A 19,831-nucleotide genomic window follows, 5' to 3' on the forward strand; every position below is an offset into this window, starting at 1 on the left:
CGAGTGCTCTTTGTGCGCTCTTCGACGGTAACGCCGGTTCCGTGCAAAAGGGAGCCCCCGCACGGCAACTGCCGTGCGGGGGCTCCCGGTACTGCCGGCCGCGCCCGCGGGAACGGGATCGGTGAGGATCAGTAGACGCTGACGCCGTAGGCGCTCAGGGCCTCCGTGACGGGCTGGAAGAAGGTCGTGCCGCCCGAGGTGCAGTCGCCGCTGCCGCCCGAGGTCAGACCGTACGCGGTGCCGTTGCTGCCGTAGAGCGAGCCGCCGGAGTCACCGGGCTCGGCGCAGACCGTGGTCTGGATCAGCCCGTAGACGATGTCGCCGCTGCCGTAGTTCACGGTGGCGTTGAGGGCGGTGACCCGGCCGCTGTGGGTACCGGTGGTGGAACCGTCACGGATGACGGTGGCGCCCACGCTCGGCGTCCCGGCGCTGGTGATGTCCACGCCGTTCGCGGTGCCGGGCCGGGCGACGGACCCAGTGTACCGCACGATGCCGTAGTCGTTGGTCGGGAAGCTGGAGCCCGCGGTGGTACCGATGGCGGTGGTGCGCGCGGAGTTGGAGTACCAGGTGCCCGCGCCGTCGGTGCAGTGCCCGGCGGTCAGGAAGTACTGGGTGCCGCTGCTGTTCTGGACGTTGAAGCCGAGGGAGCAGCGCCAGCTGCTCGCGTAGATGGCGTCGCCGCCCTGGATCAGCTTGTTGAACGTACCGTTGGTGCGCTTGATCGTGAGCGCGCCGGCCTTGTCGCCGGCCTGCTCCTTGATCTTCGCGATCTCGGCCTGGGACACCGTCTCGTCGATGGTGACCAGGACCTTGCCGCTCTTGCTGTCGACGGCCCAGGCGGTGCCGGGGACGTCGGCCTTCAGCACCGAGTTGCTGGCGCTCTTGAGCTCGGCGGAGCTGAAGGTGGTGGGGGTGTCGGCCGCGGTGGCGCTGGGGACCGCGATCGCGGCGGCGGCCACGAGGCCGGTGGAGACGGCGATCAGCCGGGTGCGTCTCGTGATACCGCTGCGGGGGGTGGTGCGCTTGATCCTCACTTTTCGTTCCTCCACGGGGGAAGTAGGGGGCCCGTTCGTGGGGTTGCAGGGCCCGTGAGGCGCAGCCAGGGGACCCCGGATGTCCGGATTCCGGAAACGGCGTGCCCCTGACAAGCGCTGAGTGGGAGTATTCGGCCGAACGAACGGTCGGCGCAAGGGTGCCTTTCGGCCGTCACCACTAGTACGACCGGTACGGCCGCCTCACTCAGCGCACCCGGCGCAGCTGCCGCTCCCCCGCCTCGACGCCGACGTCGAGGGTGTTCCCCGGCGGCGGGAAGGGGCAGACGAAGTGGTCGGCGAAGGCGCACGGCGGCAGCTGCGCGCGGTTGAGGTCGACCGTGGTCCGCCCGTCGGCGTCCGGCGCCGGCGGGTACAGGAACCGGAAGCGGTAACTGCCCCGGCCGCTGGTGGTGTCCGCGAACACCGCCCACAGCGAGCCGTCCGCCTCGACGGCCACCTGGAGCGTCAGCTCCCGCCCGGCCAGGGTGAAGGCCACCTCCCCGCCGAGCCCGAGGCCGCGCTCGCGCCCGTCGGCGTTGGGCACCCGCACGCTGCGGTGCCCGCCGGTGTACGGGGTGAAGCGACCGGGCACCGACCAGCGCGGGTCGTACGACGTGGCCTCGATGCCGCGGAACGCCCGCCGCGCGTCAGCCCCCGGGTCGAAGTCCCGTACCCCCCACACCCCCTCCCGGACCAGCACGACCAGCCGCCGCTCACCGCACGCCACCCGGGCCGCGTCCACCGGCCTCGCGTCGGCCGTGAGCCGCGCCCCGCCGTCCAGGGGCCGGCCGTCCACGGTCAGCCCGTCGGCCGCCCCGGCCGTCAGCAGCACCCCGCCGGCGTCGGCGGTCCAGCGCCCCGGAACGCCCGGGAGCCGTCCGTCGGGATGGTCGGGCAGCCAGTACGTGCCGGTCAGCGCGAGCGGACCGTAGGGCGCGGAGACCGCCGCCACGCGGTCCTCGTGCCACCGCCGCCACCGCGCCTCCGCGTCCGCCGGGTCCGTCGTCGTCATGGATCAACCCTTTCACACCGGTACGACAGGCGTCCGTGCCGCGTCGAGCCGAGCCCCCGTCAACACCGATATGGGCAGCCCGTCCCACTTGGGCATGATCCCGTACGGACGCGCCGTATTCCCCGCGCGAAGCGGTGCACAATCCTCACGAACGCGCCTCCACCGGCCGGCGGAACTCTCCCAGGCCGGTGCCGGCCAGGGGTTCGGCGGCACCCGGACACCGCACCCGGCCGCCGCCTTCCGCGGCGCTGAACTGCGACATCGGGCCGACCGCCTTGTTCACCCGTACGCCCCGCCGCTCACCCGTCCGCCAGGAACAGTCATATTTCACTCATAGTCAGGGGCCGTTTGGGAAACGACCCTTGGGACACATGGACTCTCGACGGATTCGCTGTGCACCAGTACCGTCACAAACCCCCCGCGCGGCGTCTAACCACTTGGCGCGACGTCCGCATCATGGACGACGATAGGGATGCGGACAGCACGAAAGACCGCTTGAGAGGAGGCGTCCATGGGATCGGTACGCAAGGCGAGTGCGTGGCTCGGCCTCGTCGACGACAACGAAGACGAGCGCTACTACGACGACGACTACTCCGAGGGCAACGAATCCGGGGACGCCTGGGTCACGGACCCCCGGGTCAAGGTCGCCTCGGACACGGCCGAGGAGAGGGGCCGCCGCATCGGCACGGTCACCCCGGACAGCTTCCGGGACGCCCGCGCCATCGGCGAGCTGTTCCGGGACGGGGTCCCGGTCATCATGAACCTCACGGCCATGGAGGCCGGCGACGCCAAGCGCGTGGTCGACTTCGCGGCCGGCCTGATCTTCGGCCTGCGCGGCTCGATCGAGCGGGTGTCCAGCCGGGTGTTCCTGCTGAGCCCGTCCGACACCCAGGTCATCAACGGTGAACCGGCCGCGCACCGCACGGACGGGTTCTTCAACCAGAGCTGAGACAGGGCCGCCCCCGCCGGCCCTGTCCCCCGCGTCTCCCCCCGGCCCTCACCGGAAGGCGTCGAGCCCGGTGAGCGCCTTGCCCAGCACGAGCTGGTGCATCTCGACGGTGCCCTCGTAGGTGAGCACCGATTCCAGGTTCGTCGCGTGCCGCATCACGGGGTACTCCAGGGAGATCCCGTTGGCGCCGAGCACCGTCCGCGCCGTACGGCAGATCTCGATCGCCTCCCGTACGTTGTTCAGCTTGCCGAAGCTGACCTGCTCGGGACGCAGACTCCCCGCGTCCAGGCGCCGCCCGAGGTGATGGGCGAGCAGGATCCCCTTGTGCAGCTCGACCGCCATGTCGGCGAGCTTGGCCTGGGTGAGCTGGAAGCCGCCGATGGGCCGCCCGAACTGCTCCCGTGTCTTCGCGTACTCCACCGCCGTCTCGAAGCAGGCCCGCGCCGCGCCCATGGCGCCCCACACGATCCCGTACCGGGCGTGCGTCAGGCAGCTGAGCGGCCCGCGCAGCCCCGTGACCTCCGGCAGCACCGCGTCGGCGGGCAGCCGTACGTCGTCGAGGACGAGTTCGCTGGTGACGGAGGCCCGCAGGGACCACTTGTGCTTGATCTCGGGCGCGGAGAAACCGGGCGTGCCGGCGGGGACGAGGAAGCCGCGGATGCCGTCGCCGGTGCGCGCCCACACCACGGCCACACCCGCCACCGACCCGTTGGTGATCCACATCTTGCGGCCGTTCAGCACCCAGTCGCTGCCGTCGCGCTCGGCGTACGTGCGCATCGCGGCGGGGTCGGAGCCGTGGTCGGGCTCGGTGAGCCCGAAGCAGCCGATGACCTCGCCGGCGGCCATCCGGGGCAGCCAGGCCCGCTTCTGCTCCTCGCTGCCGAAGCGGTGGATCGCGTACATGGCGAGGGAGCCCTGCACGGAGACCAGCGAGCGGATGCCGGAGTCCGCGGCCTCCAGCTCCAGACAGGCCAGCCCGTACTGCACGGCGCTCGCGCCCGCGCAGCCGTACCCGGTGAGCGACATCCCGAGCGCCCCGATGCCGCCCAGTTCGCGGGCCAGCTCCCGGATGCCGGGCAGCTCGCCCTTCTCGTACCAGTCGGCGACGTACGGCAGGACGCGGCCGGCGGCCCAGGACCGCACCGTGTCCCGGACCGCGAGGTCCTCCGGGGAGAGCAGGTCGTCGATGCCGAGGGGGTCTGCGGGGTCGAACGCGGGCATGGTCCTCCGTCCAGGACATTTAACTAGCACTGCTAGTCACGGCTCCCGGCCGACGTTACGGCCCACCGCGGCGCGCGTCCAGAGCCGCCGCGCCCGCCGACGGCGAACAGGCCCCACGGGCGACGTGGTGCGCGGACGGGAGAGAAAAGGCCCTCACACCGAGACACGCGACTCCACCGCGTCCCTGGGTGCGGGCACCCCCGCCTCCCCCTCGCACCGCATCCCCCGAGGCAACCGCAACGCCATCCCCGCCCCCGCCGACAACAACCCCGCACTCACCACCAGCGTCACATGCAGCCCGTGCACGAACGCCCCCTCCGCCGCCGACCGCAACGCCACCCCGCCCGGCCCCCCGAGCCGCGCGGCGACCTCGTACGCCTCCCCCAGCGAATGCCCCGCCGCCGCCGACGCCGCCGCCGGCACCCCCTCGACACGCGCCAGCCCGGGCGCGTACGCCGCGTTCATCACCGTACCGAGCAGCGCGATCCCGATCCCGGCGCCCAGCTGGTAGGACGTCTCGCCGATCGCCGCCGCACCGCCCGCCTGTTCCGCCGGCGCCTCGCTCAGCATCGACTCGTAGGCCCCGAAGAGCGTGGTCTCCAGACCGAACCCCAGCAGCAGGAACCCGCCGAACATCAGCGCCCACGCGTCGGTCCGTCCCAGCGCCGTCAGCAGCAGCACCGCCCCGGCCGTCAGACAGAACCCGAAGCACACCATCCGGCGCGGCCCCAGCCGCCGCAGCATCCGCGCCCCCGCCAGCCCGGCCGCCATCGCCGCCAGGGTCAGCGGCAGCAGCCGCAGCCCCGTCTGCAGCGGCGACAGCCCGAGCACCAACTGCAGGTACTGCGCCGCGATCAGCTCCAGCCCCACCAGCGCGAGCATCGCCAGCACGATGCACCCCACCGACGTACTGAACGCCGGCCGCCGGAACATCCGCAGGTCCACCAGCGGACGGACCCGCCCCCGCTGCCGCCGCACGAACAGCGCGAGCAGCGCGGCGCCCGCCACCAACGACACCACCGTGGCGACGCTCAGCGCCGGCTCACCGCCGCCGAGCCGTTTGACGCCCAGCACCACCCCGAACAGCCCGGCCGCCGCCAGCAGCGCGCCGACCACGTCCCAGGGCCCCTGGTCCGCGCCCTCGGAGGAGGGCTTGGACTCGGGCAGCAGCAGCCGCCCCACCGGCAGGCCGACCAGCATCAGCGGAATGTTGACCAGGAAGACCGAGCCCCACCAGTAGTGTTCGAGGAGGAAGCCGCCGAGCAGCGGTCCGACCGCCGCGCCCACGGCCGCGACCGCGCTCCACACGCCGATGGCGAGGGCCCGCTCCCGCCGGTCGGGGAAGACCTCCCGCAGCAGCGACAGCGTCGCGGGCATGATCATCGCGCCGCCGGCGCCGAGCAGCGCGCGGGCCGCGATCAGCACCTGGGCGGTGTCGGCGCAGGCCGCGAGCGCCGAGGCGACGCCGAACAGCGCGTACCCCATCAGCAGGATCCGCCTGCGGCCCACCCGGTCGCCCAGCGTGCCGAACAGGATCAGCAGCGAGGCGCAGACCAGGGGGTAGACGTCGACGATCCAGAGCAGTTCGATCGCGCCGGGCCTGAGGTCCTCGGTGACGGCGGGGACCGCCACGTGCAGCACGGTGGCGTCCAGCGCCACGAGCAGCAGGCTGACGCAGAGGACGACCAGGACCACCCAGCGGTTGGCACCGGCCCCGGCCGCCCGGCGGCGCGGCGACACGGCGGCCGCGGTCGTCCCGGACATGTACTACCTCCCAGAAGTTCCCTCGCGTGCGGCGGGCTCGCGGGGCGGGGAACTCCCGCGACTCGGCCGGAGGAAGCGGTGGCTCCGGCCCGCGCGACGACGGCGAGTGGCTCGTCAGAGTACGCGAGTCCACGCGCGCCTCGCGTGGCACAGCTCTCACCGATCCTGGTCACAGGTGTGGCGTGCACCACTGCTCCCACCGGTACCGTCGGCACCGACCGCCCGTAGCGCCCGTACCGCCCGTACCGCCCGCCCGGCGGTCCCCGACCCGTGCCGATAATCGAGCCCGTGACCGTGACCGATCTCAAGACGCGCGCGGCGCCGGGCCGGCCGGGTGCCCTGCGCCGGGCCGCCCCGGCGCTCCTCGGCTTCGCGGCCGTGCGCGCCCTGGGCCTCATCGCCCTGGCCCTGTGGAGCGCCGCGCGCGACAAGAGCGCGTACACGCTGCTGACCGCCCGCTGGGACTCCCTGTGGTACTCCGGGGTGGCCGCGGGCGGTTACGGCCACGAGGTGCGGCTGCCGAACGGTGACGTCCACTCCGACCTGGCCTTCTTCCCGCTGCTCCCCTGGCTGGAGCGGCTCGGCGCGGCGGTGTCGCCGCTGTCGCACGCGGACGCCGGTTTCGCCGTGAGCCTGCTCGCCTCCCTCGCGGCGGCCTGGGGGATCTTCGCGGTCGGTGACCAGGTGTACGGCCGCCGCGCGGGGATCTGCCTGGTGCTGCTGTGGGCGGTGCTGCCGGTCGGGATCGTGCAGTCGATGGCGTACAGCGAGTCGCTGTTCACGGCGCTGGCCGCCTGGTCGCTGTACGCGGTGCGCGCCGGCCGGTGGGTGACGGCGGGCACGCTGGCGCTGGCGGCCGGGCTGACGCGTCCGGTGGGGCTCGCGGTCGCGGCGGCGGTGTGGGCGGCCGGCGTTGCGGCATTCGTGCGAACCCGTGGCCCGGACGCCGCGCACGGCGCTCCCGCGTCCGCGCACGCCCCCGGAGAGGGCGCGCGGTGTGCGTTCGGGATGCTGCTCGCACCCCTGGGCGCCGCCGGGTACGTCCTGTGGGTCGGCCACCGCACCGGCGACGGTCCGTTCGGCTACCTGGAGGTCCAGGCGGGCTGGCGCAACGGCTTCGACGGCGGCTGGGCCTTCGCCCGCTTCACCGCCGAGAAGTTCACGTCGTTCCCGTCGGCCCTGGCGGGCGCCGGGCTGGTCCTCGGCGTCGCCCTGGTGGTGTGGCTGTACGTCACCGGCGTACGGCGGCGCCTGCCGCTGCCGCTGCTGGTGTACACGGGGATCGTCACCGCACTGGCCCTGTGCGCCTCGGGCTATTTCGGCTCGAAGCCGCGGCTGCTGCTGCCCGCCTTCCCGCTGCTGCTGCCGCTCGCCGCGGCCCTCGCCCGGGCGCGCCCCGCCAGGTCGGCGGCGGTGGTGGCGGGGACCGCCGTGGCGTCGGCGCTGTACGGGGCGTTCTGGCTGAACGGCTCCGGTCCTCCGTGACCCACCGCGAACACCCTCGGTGAGCACCGGGAGAATTCCACCCCAGCATTCGGTGAACGAATTCATAAGCACGATAAAACCGCCACCTGGAATGATCAAAAGAAATGAAGGCCACGATCGGCATGGTCCGCCGAATCCAGGGAATTAGGACCGGCCCCTGAGAGGAATCCCACATCACATCGTCATCACAAAGCCGTTGATTCGTCGGAGATGCGAGCTCACTCGCTGTAACGTCGATTGGGTGCGTACCGAACGGAACCTCACCCGTCTGGACCGGGTGTTCGCGAGACTGGACCGGGAGCCGGAACGGCCGGTCCATCTCGACGTGCCGAAGATGAGCCGGCACAGAATCGCGTTGCTCGTCGGATCGCTCGCGTTCTACGTCGCGATCGTGTGGGCCGTGGTGATCACCTCCTGGCTGGTCCGGCTCGACTGGCAGGTCATGTTCTTCCGGCCGTACCAGCAGTGGTCGGAGATCCACGCGTTCGTCGACTACTACGTGGTGCTGGGCCAGCGCGGCCCCACCGCCGTGATGGTCGCCGCCTGGCTCGGCTGGCGCTCCTGGCGGCAGCACACGCTGCGTCCGCTGCTCGCGCTGGGCGTCTCGCTGCTGCTGCTGAACGTGACGGTGGGCGCCGCCAAGTACGGCATGGGGCGGCTCGGACCGCACTACGCGACCACGGTCGGCGCCAACGAGATGTGGGCCGGCGGCGATATATTTCCGAGCGGTCACACCGCCAACGCCGTGGTGACCTGGGGCATCCTGGCCTATCTGGCCTCCACGCCCCGGGCCCGCCGCTGGCTGTCCGCCCTGTCCGCGGTCACCTCGCTGGGCGTCGGGCTGTCCACCGTGTACCTCGGTACGCACTGGCTGAGCGATGTGATCCTCGGCTGGGTCGCGGGGCTGCTGATCCTGCTGGCGCTGCCCTGGTTCGAACCGCTGATCGCCCGTGCCGAGTCCTTGATCCTCGGCCTGCGGGACCGCTGGGCGGCCCGGCCCGGGCGGACGGCCGTCGCGGCCTCGCCCGCGGTGCTCACCCCGGCCGCCGCCGACCAGGACGCCCCGGCCCGCGAGCCGGTCGCCACGGCCCGTTCCTCCCGGACGCCGGTCTACCTGGCCCCGGGCCCGCACAGCACCCGTGCGGAGCGCTCACCGGTCACCCCGGCCGGCAGTCGCCGCCCGCCGCACTCCGACCGCCACCCACGGGGCACGGCCTCGCCCGCCCGCCCCGTCTCGGGCGGCTGACCGTCCCGGTACGCACCCGTCGGCCCCGGCCCCTTGTGGGAGACCGGGGCCGACGCCGTTTCTCGTTTCTCAGCCCTTCCAGGCCCGTGCGACGCGGCCCTCGCGCACCTCGAAGTTGAGCCGGCCCGCGCGGTACTCCATGGTGATGATCGCGCCGGGCGGCAGGGACCGCACGGACGTCCATCCCCGTTCCCGCGCACGCTCCTCGGCCGCGTCCTGGCCGAGGCCGAGGTATGCGTCCGGACTGTCCTGGGGTTCGCCCGAAGGTGACGGAATCGGTGCCATGGGGCCACGCTATGCCCTGGTTCCCGGCCGGGGAAGCCCGGATCGGTAACCGGTCCGCGACCCGCCTCCCGTCACACTTCTGTCACAGATCACGCTCTGCGTTTTGGCCGAACTGCGTCACCCGGACGAGCGGTTCCATACGGCCGCCCAGGGCCTGTGCGGAGCTTGTGCGGGGAATTCCCGCGAGTCCGCCCGCGCACCGTCCCGACTCTTCGAATAACCGCACGAAAAGGGCCGGACAAAAACCCCCGGGCACCCTCTCGCATTCCGGCCACGGGCGGCGTTCTCGGCATGCTCATGAATCGCCGGGCAACCCGGTCCGGACACGGACCGCCACGGGCGGGCAGGGGCGGGCACGGTGCGGTCCGGACACGGAGCGCGTCACCGTCGTACGCCCCCTGTCGGCGGGCGGGCGGCGCGAGCATCATGGCGTGGGCGCACAGGAGGGACCGGCGGGGCCGGAGGCGACGACGACGGAGGGGCGGGCGGATGGGTACGCAGACCGTAGGGGCCGCGGCGAAGCCGGTGCGCGCCGGGCGGCGGGGCCGGGTGGTGGTGGACTGGCTGACCACCACCGACCACAAGAAGATCGGCCACCTCTACCTGATCACGTCGTTCGCGTTCTTCCTGATCGCTGGTGTCATGGCCCTGATGATGCGGGCCGAGCTGGCCCGGCCGGGGCTCCAGCTCGTCGACAACCAGCAGTTCAACCAGCTCTTCACGATGCACGGCACGATCATGCTGCTGCTGTTCGCGACCCCGAGCTTCGCGGGCTTCGCCAATGAGCTGATGCCGCTCCAGATCGGCGCCCCCGACGTCGCCTTCCCGCGGCTGAACATGCTCTCGTACTGGCTCTTCCTCTTCGGCGGCCTGATCGTGCTCGGCTCGCTGCTGGTGCCGGGCGGCCCGGCCGCCTTCGGCTGGTTCGCCTACGCGCCGCTCAACAGCCAGGTGCACTCCCCCGGCGTCGGCGCCGACCTGTGGATCATGGGGCTGGCGCTGTCGGGGTTCGGGACGATCCTCGGCGCGGTCAACTTCCTCACCACGATCATCGGGATGCGCGCCCCGGGCATGACGATGTTCCGGATGCCGATCTTCGTCTGGAACACCCTGTTCACGTCGATCCTGATCCTGCTGGCCTTCCCGGTGCTCGCGGCGGCACTGCTGGTCCTGGAGGCGGACCGGCGGTTCGGCAGCCAGGTGTTCGCCGCGGACAACGGCGGCGCGCTGCTGTGGCAGCACCTGTTCTGGTTCTTCGGGCACCCCGAGGTGTACATCATCGCGCTGCCGTTCTTCGGGATCATCAGCGAGATCATCCCGGTCTTCGCCCGCAAGCCGCTGTTCGGCTATCTGACGCTGGTGGCCGCGACGATGGCGATCACTGGTCTGTCGGTGGTGGTGTGGGCGCACCACATGTTCGTGACGGGCGCGGTGCTGCTGCCGTTCTTCTCCTTCCTGAGCTTCCTGATCGCGGTGCCGACGGGGGTGAAGTTCTTCAACTGGACCGGCACCATGCTCAAGGGCTCGCTCTCCTTCGAGACGCCGATGCTGTGGGCGACCGGCTTCCTGGTGTCGTTCCTGTTCGGCGGCCTGACCGGCGTGATCCTCGCCTCCCCGCCGCTGGACTTCCACGTCAGCGACACCTACTTCGTCGTCGCCCACTTCCACTACGTCGTCTTCGGCACCGTCGTCTTCGCGACCTTCGCCGGCTTCTCGTTCTGGTGGCCCAAGTTCACCGGGAAGATGCTCGACGAGCGGCTCGGCAAGATCCATTTCTGGACGCTGTTCACCGGCTTCCACCTCACCTTCCTGGTGCAGCACTGGCTGGGCGCCGAGGGCATGCCCCGCCGGTACGCCGACTACCTCGCCGCCGACGGCTTCACCGCGCTGAACACGCTCTCCACCATCGGCGCGTTCCTGCTCGGCGTCTCCACGCTGCCGTTCCTCTACAACGTCTGGAAGACCGCGAAGTACGGCCGGAAGGTCGACGTCGACGACCCCTGGGGCTTCGGCCGCTCCCTGGAGTGGGCGACCTCGTGCCCGCCGCCCCGGCACAACTTCCACGCGCTGCCCCGCATCCGCTCGGAGTCGCCGGCCTTCGACCTGCACCATCCGGCGTACGCGGGACAGGCCCCGCAGCCCGAGCCGAAGCGGCACCAGGCCGGTTCCGGGTCGTCCTGACACCGCCACGCACACTCGTTCGACACCACCTCGGGCACCGACGATTTCCGGCACCCGCTTCATTCGCTGATTTCCTGATTTATCGACCAGTCACTGAGGTGACTCGCGGCCCCTCTCACCTTGTCGACTCCCTTGATACATACGGGAGTTGACGAGAGTTGCCGGATTCCGTCCGGCAGGCGACGGTCCGCGTCGGACGGTCGATTCCCTGTGCCGCCGGGCGTGACTCCCGCGACAGATCGCCCGTTGTCTTCTGCATGAGCCGGGGACCCACCCGGACCACGGGCCGGGGGCACCCCCGGCTTTGCCACGCATCGCATCCCGAGGGAGCCACCCGTGCCGCGCATGCTCGACGTCAGCGACGAGGTACGCGCCGAGATCGGCGACGAAGAAGCCGACCGCCTGCTCGCCGGAGAGACCGCCCCGGGCAGTTACGACTGCACGTCCTGCCGCACCCCGGGCGACTGCGAGCAGGAGCGCACCAGCACCGTCCTGTTCATCGGGGAGGAGACCGCCGTCCTGGCCTTCGCCCACGCCGGCTGTCTGCCCTCGCAGGTCGTCAAGGTGACCGAGGAGCAGCTCCAGGGGGCCGTGAAGGCCATCAGCGGCGGCGGCCCGCTCGGCGGTGCCCCGGAGCCCGAGAAGGCCGCGCCCGAGCAGGCGGTGCTCGGCGTGACCAGCGGGCTGGTCCTGATCGCCGGGGAACTGCACCCGGCCCTGGTCGTGGAGCCGACCGCGCCCGTCGTACGGCCCGGCACGACCGGTCCCGGCGACGAGTTCCTGCCGCTGCTGATCGAGCAGGGGTTCATGCCGGTCACCGAGCTGGCCGCCGTACCGCCCGTGCTGCACGGCTGGTCCGTGCTGCTCGCCGTGGGCCAGCTGCACGCGGTGCTCCAGCCGGGGGCGGGCGACGGACGGCCGGTGGCCTGGTGGCAGGCGCACCAGCCGCTCCAGGTGACCGAGGGCTGGCGCACCGCCGCCAACAAGCACCAGCAGGTCCTGATGTTCGCCGCCCCGGTCGGCTCGATCGGACGCCAGCCGCGCGAGGACCTGCTGCGGGACGCGCTGGACAAGGCCGCGGCGGGCGGACGGCTGGTCGCGGCGGCGCTGCCGCTGGCCGGCACCTGAGCGCGCCCCCGCGCCCCCGTACCAGCCGCTCCCGCTCCCACGTCCCCACGCCCACCCCTCCCCCGTCCTCACGCCCGCCCGCCTTCGCTCCGCACGCCGGGCCGTCACCCCCACCGCCCCACCACCCCGCCGTCACGGCCCCGTGCCCCGAAGACGCACTGCTCAGCCGCATCTCTTCGGCCGCGGGGTCGTTTGCACGAATGTGCACACATACGACGCCTTCCACCGCCAAGGCGGCCCCTCGGCCACGCCGATCTACGACGCGCTCTACGCCGAGTACGTGAGGTCCTTCCGCGCGCTGCCGGGCGACCGCAGCGGCGAGGAGCATCTGGGGTTCGTCTCCTTCCGGTACATCCAGCGGGGCAGGGGCTCGTACAGCGCCTACAGCGCGGGGGCCCACAGTGCCCGGTTCGGTATGCACCACGTCCCGGCCGCCTTGCCGCCGGCCCCGCGCAGAGGCGTCTGACGGCGGGCAGTGTGAAGGGGGCGGACCCGGTGACCGGGTCCGCCCCCTTCACACTGCCGTCGCGGTCACCTCACCGCGCCTACTTCTTCTTCGCGCCGCGCTTCTCGCGCACCCGCACCGAGATATGGATCGGCGTCCCCTCGAAGCTGAACTCCTCGCGCAGCCGGCGCTCGATGAACCGGCGGTAGCCCGCCTCGATGAACCCGGACGCGAACAGCACGAACCGCGGCGGCTTGGTGCCCGCCTGCGTGCCGAACAGGATGCGCGGCTGCTTGCCGCCCCGCACCGGGTGCGGGTGGGCGGCGACCAGCTCGCCCAGGAAGGCGTTGAGCCGGCCGGTCGGCACCCGGGTCTCCCAGCCCGCCAGGGCCGTCTCGATCGCGGGGACCAGCTTCTCCATGTGCCGTCCGGTGCGCGCCGAGACGTTGACCCGCGGGGCCCAGGCGACCTGGCCCAGCTCCGTCTCGATCTCCCGCTCCAGGTAGTAGCGGCGCTCCTCGTCGAGGGTGTCCCACTTGTTGAAGGCGAGGACCACCGCGCGGCCCGCCTCCACGGCCATGGTGACGATCCGCTGGTCCTGCACCGAGATGTTCTCGGACGCGTCCAGCAGGATGACGGCGACCTCCGCCTTCTCCACGGCGGCGGCGGTGCGCAGCGAGGCGTAGTAGTCGGCGCCCTGCTGGAGGTGGACCCGCTTGCGGATACCGGCGGTGTCGACGAACTTCCAGGTCACGCCGCCCAGTTCGATCAGCTCGTCGACCGGGTCGCGGGTGGTGCCGGCCAGCTCGTTGACGACGACGCGCTCCTCGCCCGCCACCTTGTTCAGCAGCGAGGACTTGCCGACGTTCGGGCGGCCGATCAGGGCGATGCGGCGCGGGCCGCCGACCGCGGTGCCGAAGGTCTGCGCCGGGGCCTCGGGCAGGGCCTCCAGGACCTGGTCCAGCATGTCGCCGGTGCCGCGGCCGTGCAGCGCGGAGACCGGGTGCGGCTCGCCGAGGCCCAGGGACCACAGGTAGGACGCGTCGGCCTCGCCGCTCGGGCCGTCCACCTTGTTGGCGCACAGCACGACCGGCTTGCCGGCCTTGCGCAGCAGCCGTACGACCGCCTCGTCGGTGTCGGTGGCGCCGACCTTGGCGTCCACCACGAAGACGACCGCGTCGGCCGCCTCGATGGCGTACTCGGCCTGCGCGGCGACGGAGGCGTCGATGCCGAGGACGTCCTGCTCCCAGCCGCCGGTGTCGACGACCTTGAAGCGGCGGCCGGCCCATTCGGCCTCGTAGGTGACGCGGTCGCGGGTGACGCCGGGCTTGTCCTCGACGACCGCCTCGCGGCGGCCGATGATCCGGTTGACCAGGGTCGACTTGCCGACATTGGGGCGGCCGACGACGGCGAGGACGGGCAGCGGGCCGTGCCCGGCCGCCTCGATCGCGCCCTCGACGTCCTCGACGTCGAAGCCCTCTTCCGCGGCGAGCTCCATGAACTGCGCGTACTCGGCGTCGCCAAGCGCCCCGTGGTCGTGCTCCTCGCCCGAGCCCTCGGAGTGGATGTCGTCGTTCATGAAGTCCGTACCTCGTTCATCGTGGTGATCGGTGGCCACCCTGTCTGTCCCGGGTGATCCACTACTCAAGTGTTACCTAGCGCCCGGTGAGGCGCCTGGCGTTTTCCAGGTGCGCGGTGAGCTGCTTCTGGATGCGCTCGGTCGCCTCGTCCAGCGCCTTGCGGGTGCGCCGCCCGCTGCCGTCGCCCGCCTCGAAGGGGTCGCCGAAGACGACGTCCACGCGGGAGCGCAGCGGGGGCAGCGCCTTTATCAACCGTCCTGGCCGGTCGGAACTTCCCAGCACGGCCACCGGCACGATCGGCGCCCCGCCGCGGACCGCGAAGTACGCGAGCCCCGCGCGCAGCGCGGCGAAGTCGCCCTCGCCCCGGGTGCCCTCCGGGAAGATCCCGAGGGCGCCGCCGGCCGCGAGCACGTCCAGCGCCCGGGTGATCGCCGTACGGTCGGCGCCGGAGCGGTCCACCTTCAGCTGGCCGATGCCGGTCAGGAAGCGGTCCAGCGGGCCGACGAACGCCTCCTTCTTGATCAGGAAGTGCGTCGGCCGGGGCGCGACGCCCATGACCATCGGGCCGTCTAGGTTGTGCGCGTGGTTGACGGCGAAGATCACGGGGCCGGCGGCGGGCACCTTCCAGGCGCCGAGCACCCGGGGCCGGAACAGCCCGTACATCAGGCCGACGCCGATGCGCCGCCCGACCTCGGCACCCCGCTCGGAGGGCTGTGTCACTTGGCCGCCCGCTTCTCCTCGACGAGGGTGACGACACACTCGATGACCTGCTGGAGGGTGAGGTCGGTGGTGTCGACCTCCACGGCGTCGCCGGCCTTGGCGAGCGGGGACGTCTTCCGGCCGGCGTCGGCCGCGTCCCGCTTGATCAGCGCCTCCTGGGTCGCCTTGACGTCGGCGTCCTTCAGCTCGCCGCTGCGGCGGGCGGCGCGGGCCTCGGCGGAGGCGGTGAGGAAGATCTTGAGGTCGGCGTCCGGCAGCACGGTGGTGCCGATGTCCCGGCCCTCGACCACGATGCCGGTCACCGCGGCGCCGGCGATCGCCCGCTGCAGCTCGGTGATCCGGGTCCGGATCTCCGGGACCGCGCTGACCGCGCTGACCTTGGAGGTGACCTTCTGGGTGCGGATCGGGCCGGCCACGTCCACGCCGTCGACGGTGATGGTGGGGTTCCCCGGGTCGGTGCCGGAGAGGATCTCGGGCTTCTCGGCCGCCGCCGCGACGGCCCGCGGGTCGTCGGTGTCGATGCCGTTGGTCACCATCCACCAGGTGATCGCCCGGTACTGGGCGCCGGTGTCCAGGTAGCTGAGGCCGAGCTGCGCGGCGACGGCCTTCGACGTGCTCGACTTGCCCGTGCCGGAGGGGCCGTCGATGGCGACAATCACGGCCGGGTCGGTCGGGGCGGCGCCGTTTTCCACGAGGGGACACCTTCCTGGTGCGGTGGGGTGGGGGTGACTGGGGTTGCGGGGGCACGCGCGCCCCCCGCACCAGGTTACTGGCTCGCCACCGCGCCTCGGACCGGCCTCCTCGGGGGCCGGGCGGCGGTCACTGCCGGATCGCCCAGCCCCGCTCCCGCAACGCGGCCGTCAGCACGGTGGCCGCCTGCGGCTCCACCATCAGCTGCACCAGGCCGGCCTGCTGCCCGGTGGCGTGTTCGATCCGTACGTCCTCGATGTTGACGCCCGCCTGTCCCGCGTCCGCGAAGATGCGGGCGAGCTGGCCCGGCTGGTCGTCGATGTGGACGGCGACGGTCTCGTAGACCCGGGGGGCGCTGCCGTGCTTGCCGGGGACCCGGACCTGGCCCGCGTTGCCCCGGCGCAGCACCTCCTCGACGCCGGCGGCGCCCTCGCGGCGCTTGTCCTGGTCGGCGGACTGCAGCGCGCGCAGCGCCCGTACCGTCTTCTCCAGGTCGCCCGCGACGTCGCCGAGCACGTCGGCGACCGGGCCGGGGTTGGCGGAGAGGATGTCGATCCACATCGCCGGGTCGGAGGCGGCGATCCGGGTCACGTCGCGGATGCCCTGCCCGCACAGCCGTACGGCGGCCTCGTCGGCGTGCTCCAGGCGGGCGGCGACCAGGCCGGAGACCAGGTGGGGCATGTGGGAGACGAGGGCGACGGCACGGTCGTGGGCGTCGGCGTCCATCACCACCGGTACGGCGCCGCAGAACGAGACCAGCTCCAGGGCGAGGTTCAGCACCTCGGTGTCGGTGTCCCGGGTGGGAGTGAGCACCCAGGGGCGGCCCTCGAAGAGGTCGGCGGTGGCGGCCAGCGGACCGGACTTCTCCCGGCCGGACATGGGGTGGGTGCCGAGGTAGGACGTGAGGTCCAGGCCGAGCGCCTCCAGTTCGCGGCGCGGGCCGCCCTTGACGCTGGCCACGTCGATGCAGCCGCGCGCCCGGCCCCGCCGCAGCACGTCGGCGAGCACCCCGGCCACATGGGCGGGCGGGGCGGCGACGACCGCGAGGTCGACCGGCCCGTCCGGGGCCTCGTCGGTGCCGGCGCCGAGCGCCGCCGCCGTACGGGCCTGCTGGGGGTCGTGGTCGGCTAGGTGGACGACGACGCCCCGCCGGGTCAGGGCGAGGGCGGCGGAGGTGCCGATCAGGCCGGTGCCGATGACGAGTGCGGACCTCACTGGGCGATGTCCTTGCGCAGGGCCGCCGCGGCACCGAGGTAGACGTGCGCGATCTCGGCGCGCGGCCGGTCGGACTCGATGTGCGCGAGGATGCGGACGACGCGGGGCATGGCGCCCTCGATGTCCAGCTCCTGGGCGCAGATCAGCGGTACGTCGGTGATGCCGAGCTTGCGGGCCGCGGCGGCCGGGAAGTCGCTGTGCAGGTCGGGGGTGGCCGTGAACCAGATGCTGATCAGGTCGTCCCCGGTCAGGCCGTTGCGTTCCAGCACCGCGGTGAGCAGCGCGGACACCTGCTCGTCCATGTGACCGGCCTCGTCCCGCTCCAGCTGGACGGCGCCCCGGACCGCTCGTACCGCCACGGCATTGCTCCTCGCTGATCCGCGTATCGCTGATCTGTGTACCGACTCTGATCCGTCCAGCCTAGCCAGCGCGTGCGGAGCGGGAGCGCGCGCCCGGCCACTGAGACGGCGGCGCCCCGCGCACGACCGGGGCGCGTTTTGCCGTACTCATCCGGGTTGCTTCCTCTTCGCCCGCTTCGGTGCCATGCTCGTCCCCTCCCCCTCTTCCCCTCTCCCCTCCCCCCTTTCTCGGAGTGACGACATGACCCACAGCGCGACGCGCCGCACGGTTCTCCTCACGACGGTCGCGACGGGCGCGACGGCGTTCACCACGGCGGCCTGCGGCGGCGGGGACGACGACGGCGGCTCCTCGTCCGCGAGCGAGTCCCCGGCGGCGGAGCTGGCGCGGACCGGCGACATCCCGGTCGGCGGCGGCAAGGTCTTCAAGGAGCGGAAGGTGGTGGTGACCCAGCCGGAGGAGGGCGACTTCAAGGCGTTCTCCGCGGTCTGCACCCACCAGGGCTGTGTGGTGGCGGACGTGTCCGGCGGCACCATCAACTGTGCCTGTCACAACAGCAGGTTCGCCATCACCGACGGCGCGGTGCGGCAGGGCCCGGCCACCGAGCCGCTGCCCGCCGAGCGGATCACGGTGGAGGGAGACTCCGTCCGCCTGACGTGATGGCCCGCCTGACGTGATGGCCCGCCCGCGCTCCCGGGCGTGACTCGCCCACGCCCCTGCCCCGGCCGCCGCAGCCGGTGTGGCTCAGGCGTCCCAGAGCGCCCCGAACGCCACCAGGTCGGACCGGTACTCGATCCGGTCGGCCCACTCCTGCGGCCAGGCCCCGGCGCCCAGGTGGGCTCCGGCGAAGGCGCCCGCGAGGCAGGCGATCGAGTCGGAGTCGCCGGAGCTGCAGGCGGCGCGGCGCAGGGCCGTCAGCGGGTCGCCGGGGAAGAGCAGGAAGCACAGCAGCCCGGTGGCGAGGGCCTCCTCCGCGATCCAGCCGGCGCCGGTGGCCAGGCACGGGTCGGTCTCCGGCGAGACGGTACGCACGGCGCCGCGCAGCCGGTCGAGGGCGGCCAGGCACTCGTCCCAGCCCCGCGCGATGAACTCCTGCGGCCCGGCGTCGTCGGCCCGGGTCCACAGGTCCCCGAGCCAGCGCTCGTGGTACCGGGTGCGCTGGTGCAGGGCGTACGACCGCAGCAGCCCGACCAGTCCGGTCGGCTCGGCGCCCGTGGCGAGCAGCCGTACGGCGTGCGCGGTGAGGTCGGAGGCGGCGAGCGCGGTGGGGTGCCCGTGGGTGAGCGCGGCCTGCAACTGGGCGGCGCCCGCGCGCTGTTCGTCGCTCAGCCCGGGAAGGAGCCCGAGCGGGGCGACGCGCATGTTGGCGCCGCAGCCCTTGGAGTGGATCCGGCTCGCGTCCTGCCAGCGCCGCCCGCGGTCCTCCAGCAGCTCGCAGGCGCGTATGCAGGTGGTGCCCGGGGCGCGGTTGTTCTCCGGCGACCGGTTCCAGGCGATGAACTCCTCGCGGACGGCCCCGGCCGTCCCCTCGGGCTCCAGCACCCCCCGGTCCGTCGCCGTGCGCAGACCGCGGGCCAGCGCCAGTGTCATCTGGGTGTCGTCGGTGACGTACGCGGGTGCGGGCAGCGCCATCTCCCGCCAGGGGCCGCACTTCGCGAGGATCGACGGCACGTCGCTGAACTCCGTCGGGAAGCCGAGGGCGTCCCCGAGGGCGAGTCCGGTGAGCGCGCCGGTGGCGGCGCGCTCGGTGAGGGTGGTGGTCATGCGGGGCGTCCTTCCCGGGACGGTCGGAGCAGGGGCGGGTGGAGGGCGCCGGCCGGGCCCGCGCGGTAGAGGGCGGCCGGTTTGCCCCGGCCGCCGGTCAGCCGCGCGGCGCCGGGGACCGGTTCGACGAAGCCGGGGGTGGCGAGGACCTTGCGGCGGAAGTTGGGGCGGTCCAGGGCCGTGCCCCACACCGTCTCGTAGACCCGCTGGAGTTCCCCGAGGGTGAACTCGGGCGGGCAGAAGGCGGTGGCCAGGCAGGTGTACTCCAGCTTGGCGCCGACCCGTTCGCGGGCGTCGGCCAGGATGCGCTCGTGGTCGAAGGCGAGGTGGCGCGCCGCGTCGTACGGCACCCAGCGGGCCTCGGCCGCGTCGCCGCCGCCGTGCGGGTCGGGAGGGTCGGGCAGCAGACAGGCGAAGGCGACGGAGACGACCCGCATCCGGGGGTCCCGGCCGGGTTCGCTGTAGGTCCGCAGCTGCTCCAGGTGGAGTCCGGTCACGTCCGCGAGGCCGGTCTCCTCGGCCAGCTCGCGCCGGGCCGCCGTCTCCGCCGACTCGTCGGGCAGCAGGAAACCGCCGGGCAGCGCCCAGCGGCCGGCGTACGGCTCCTGGCCCCGCTCGACGAGCAGCGCGTGCAGCGCGCCCGCGCGGAGCGTGAGGACGGCGAGGTCGACGGTGACGGCGAAGGGCTCGTAGGCGTGCTTGTCGTAGGCGTCCGCGGGACCGCCGGCTCCGTCCATGACGCGACCACCCCTCCT

At 72.7% G+C, this 19,831-nt stretch carries 19 protein-coding genes; 7 read left to right on the plus strand and 12 right to left on the minus strand.

The window, feature by feature from the left end:
• Positions 1–128: 128 nt before the first annotated feature.
• Both ACZ3IG_RS33265 and ACZ3IG_RS33270 read right to left on the minus strand, forming a co-directional pair.
• The gene (locus tag ACZ3IG_RS33265; protein WP_467436775.1) at positions 129–1,034 is read right to left on the minus strand and encodes a S1 family peptidase; all 906 of its coding nucleotides are present in this window, start codon (positions 1,032–1,034) and stop codon (positions 129–131) included.
• Positions 1,035–1,239: 205 nt separating this feature from the next.
• Entirely contained in the window at positions 1,240–2,046 is an 807-nt protein-coding gene (locus ACZ3IG_RS33270) for a DUF1684 domain-containing protein (RefSeq protein ID WP_467436776.1), read from the minus strand.
• A 511-nt stretch (positions 2,047–2,557) separates the two neighbouring features.
• Here ACZ3IG_RS33270 and ACZ3IG_RS33275 point away from each other — a divergent pair.
• A complete protein-coding gene (locus ACZ3IG_RS33275; protein WP_403544479.1) occupies positions 2,558–2,995 on the plus strand; it encodes a cell division protein SepF in 438 nt (145 codons plus the stop codon).
• A 48-nt stretch (positions 2,996–3,043) separates the two neighbouring features.
• On the opposite strand, the gene ACZ3IG_RS33280 is transcribed toward ACZ3IG_RS33275, so the two are convergent.
• Both ACZ3IG_RS33280 and ACZ3IG_RS33285 read right to left on the minus strand, forming a co-directional pair.
• A complete protein-coding gene (locus ACZ3IG_RS33280) occupies positions 3,044–4,216 on the minus strand; it encodes an acyl-CoA dehydrogenase family protein (RefSeq protein ID WP_467436778.1) in 1,173 nt (390 codons plus the stop codon).
• 153 nt (positions 4,217–4,369) lie between these two features.
• Positions 4,370–5,980: an MFS transporter gene (locus tag ACZ3IG_RS33285; RefSeq protein WP_467436779.1), complete on the minus strand. Its 1,611-nt coding sequence runs from the start codon at positions 5,978–5,980 to the stop codon at positions 4,370–4,372.
• A gap of 294 nt (positions 5,981–6,274) precedes the next feature.
• On the opposite strand from ACZ3IG_RS33285, the gene ACZ3IG_RS33290 reads away from it, so the two are divergent.
• Together ACZ3IG_RS33290 and ACZ3IG_RS33295 are read left to right on the plus strand one after the other, a co-directional pair.
• On the plus strand, positions 6,275–7,465 hold the full coding sequence (locus tag ACZ3IG_RS33290) for a hypothetical protein (RefSeq protein WP_467436826.1): 1,191 nt from the start codon (positions 6,275–6,277) through the stop codon (positions 7,463–7,465).
• A gap of 241 nt (positions 7,466–7,706) precedes the next feature.
• The gene (locus tag ACZ3IG_RS33295; RefSeq protein ID WP_467436781.1) at positions 7,707–8,711 is read left to right on the plus strand and encodes a phosphatase PAP2 family protein; all 1,005 of its coding nucleotides are present in this window, start codon (positions 7,707–7,709) and stop codon (positions 8,709–8,711) included.
• Positions 8,712–8,780: 69 nt separating this feature from the next.
• Here the strand turns inward: ACZ3IG_RS33295 and ACZ3IG_RS33300 are convergent, their stop codons facing one another.
• Entirely contained in the window at positions 8,781–8,996 is a 216-nt protein-coding gene (locus ACZ3IG_RS33300; RefSeq protein WP_467436782.1) for an I78 family peptidase inhibitor, read from the minus strand.
• Positions 8,997–9,485: 489 nt separating this feature from the next.
• On the opposite strand from ACZ3IG_RS33300, the gene ctaD reads away from it, so the two are divergent.
• From ctaD to ACZ3IG_RS33315, 3 genes are all read left to right on the plus strand, one after another.
• A complete protein-coding gene (ctaD, locus tag ACZ3IG_RS33305; RefSeq protein ID WP_467436783.1) occupies positions 9,486–11,177 on the plus strand; it encodes an aa3-type cytochrome oxidase subunit I in 1,692 nt (563 codons plus the stop codon).
• Between the two features lie 336 nt (positions 11,178–11,513).
• Positions 11,514–12,305 (plus strand): hypothetical protein, encoded by a 792-nt coding sequence (locus ACZ3IG_RS33310; RefSeq protein WP_467436785.1) that lies wholly within the window; start codon positions 11,514–11,516, stop codon positions 12,303–12,305.
• A 202-nt stretch (positions 12,306–12,507) separates the two neighbouring features.
• Entirely contained in the window at positions 12,508–12,771 is a 264-nt protein-coding gene (locus ACZ3IG_RS33315) for a hypothetical protein (protein WP_215169958.1), read from the plus strand.
• Between the two features lie 79 nt (positions 12,772–12,850).
• On the opposite strand, the gene der is transcribed toward ACZ3IG_RS33315, so the two are convergent.
• The 5 genes from der to aroH all read right to left on the minus strand — a co-directional run bounded on the left by der (position 12,851) and on the right by aroH (position 17,314).
• Entirely contained in the window at positions 12,851–14,329 is a 1,479-nt protein-coding gene (der, locus tag ACZ3IG_RS33320; protein WP_467436786.1) for a ribosome biogenesis GTPase Der, read from the minus strand.
• 76 nt (positions 14,330–14,405) lie between these two features.
• On the minus strand, positions 14,406–14,993 hold the full coding sequence (locus ACZ3IG_RS33325) for a lysophospholipid acyltransferase family protein (RefSeq protein ID WP_467436827.1): 588 nt from the start codon (positions 14,991–14,993) through the stop codon (positions 14,406–14,408).
• A gap of 53 nt (positions 14,994–15,046) precedes the next feature.
• Positions 15,047–15,742: a (d)CMP kinase gene (gene cmk, locus ACZ3IG_RS33330; RefSeq protein WP_467436787.1), complete on the minus strand. Its 696-nt coding sequence runs from the start codon at positions 15,740–15,742 to the stop codon at positions 15,047–15,049.
• A gap of 127 nt (positions 15,743–15,869) precedes the next feature.
• Positions 15,870–16,955 carry a prephenate dehydrogenase gene (locus ACZ3IG_RS33335; protein ID WP_467436788.1) on the minus strand — a complete coding sequence of 362 codons (1,086 nt, stop codon included), beginning with the start codon at positions 16,953–16,955 and terminating at the stop codon, positions 15,870–15,872.
• Positions 16,952–17,314 (minus strand): chorismate mutase, encoded by a 363-nt coding sequence (gene aroH, locus ACZ3IG_RS33340; RefSeq protein WP_467436789.1) that lies wholly within the window; start codon positions 17,312–17,314, stop codon positions 16,952–16,954. The genes ACZ3IG_RS33335 and aroH overlap by 4 nt, the downstream gene beginning before the upstream one ends.
• Positions 17,315–17,555: 241 nt before the next feature.
• On the opposite strand from aroH, the gene ACZ3IG_RS33345 reads away from it, so the two are divergent.
• Complete coding sequence (locus ACZ3IG_RS33345) at positions 17,556–17,972, plus strand: Rieske (2Fe-2S) protein (protein ID WP_467436790.1); 417 nt, start codon at positions 17,556–17,558, stop codon at positions 17,970–17,972.
• 84 nt (positions 17,973–18,056) lie between these two features.
• Here ACZ3IG_RS33345 and ACZ3IG_RS33350 read toward each other — a convergent pair whose 3' ends face one another.
• On the minus strand, positions 18,057–19,076 hold the full coding sequence (locus ACZ3IG_RS33350) for an ADP-ribosylglycohydrolase family protein (RefSeq protein ID WP_467436792.1): 1,020 nt from the start codon (positions 19,074–19,076) through the stop codon (positions 18,057–18,059).
• Positions 19,073–19,813 carry an NUDIX hydrolase gene (locus ACZ3IG_RS33355; RefSeq protein ID WP_467436793.1) on the minus strand — a complete coding sequence of 247 codons (741 nt, stop codon included), beginning with the start codon at positions 19,811–19,813 and terminating at the stop codon, positions 19,073–19,075. Before ACZ3IG_RS33355 ends, ACZ3IG_RS33350 begins: the two co-directional genes overlap by 4 nt.
• Positions 19,814–19,831: the final 18 nt, after the last annotated feature.

The sequence above is a fragment of the Streptomyces sp. NPDC016677 genome (assembly GCF_055562815.1).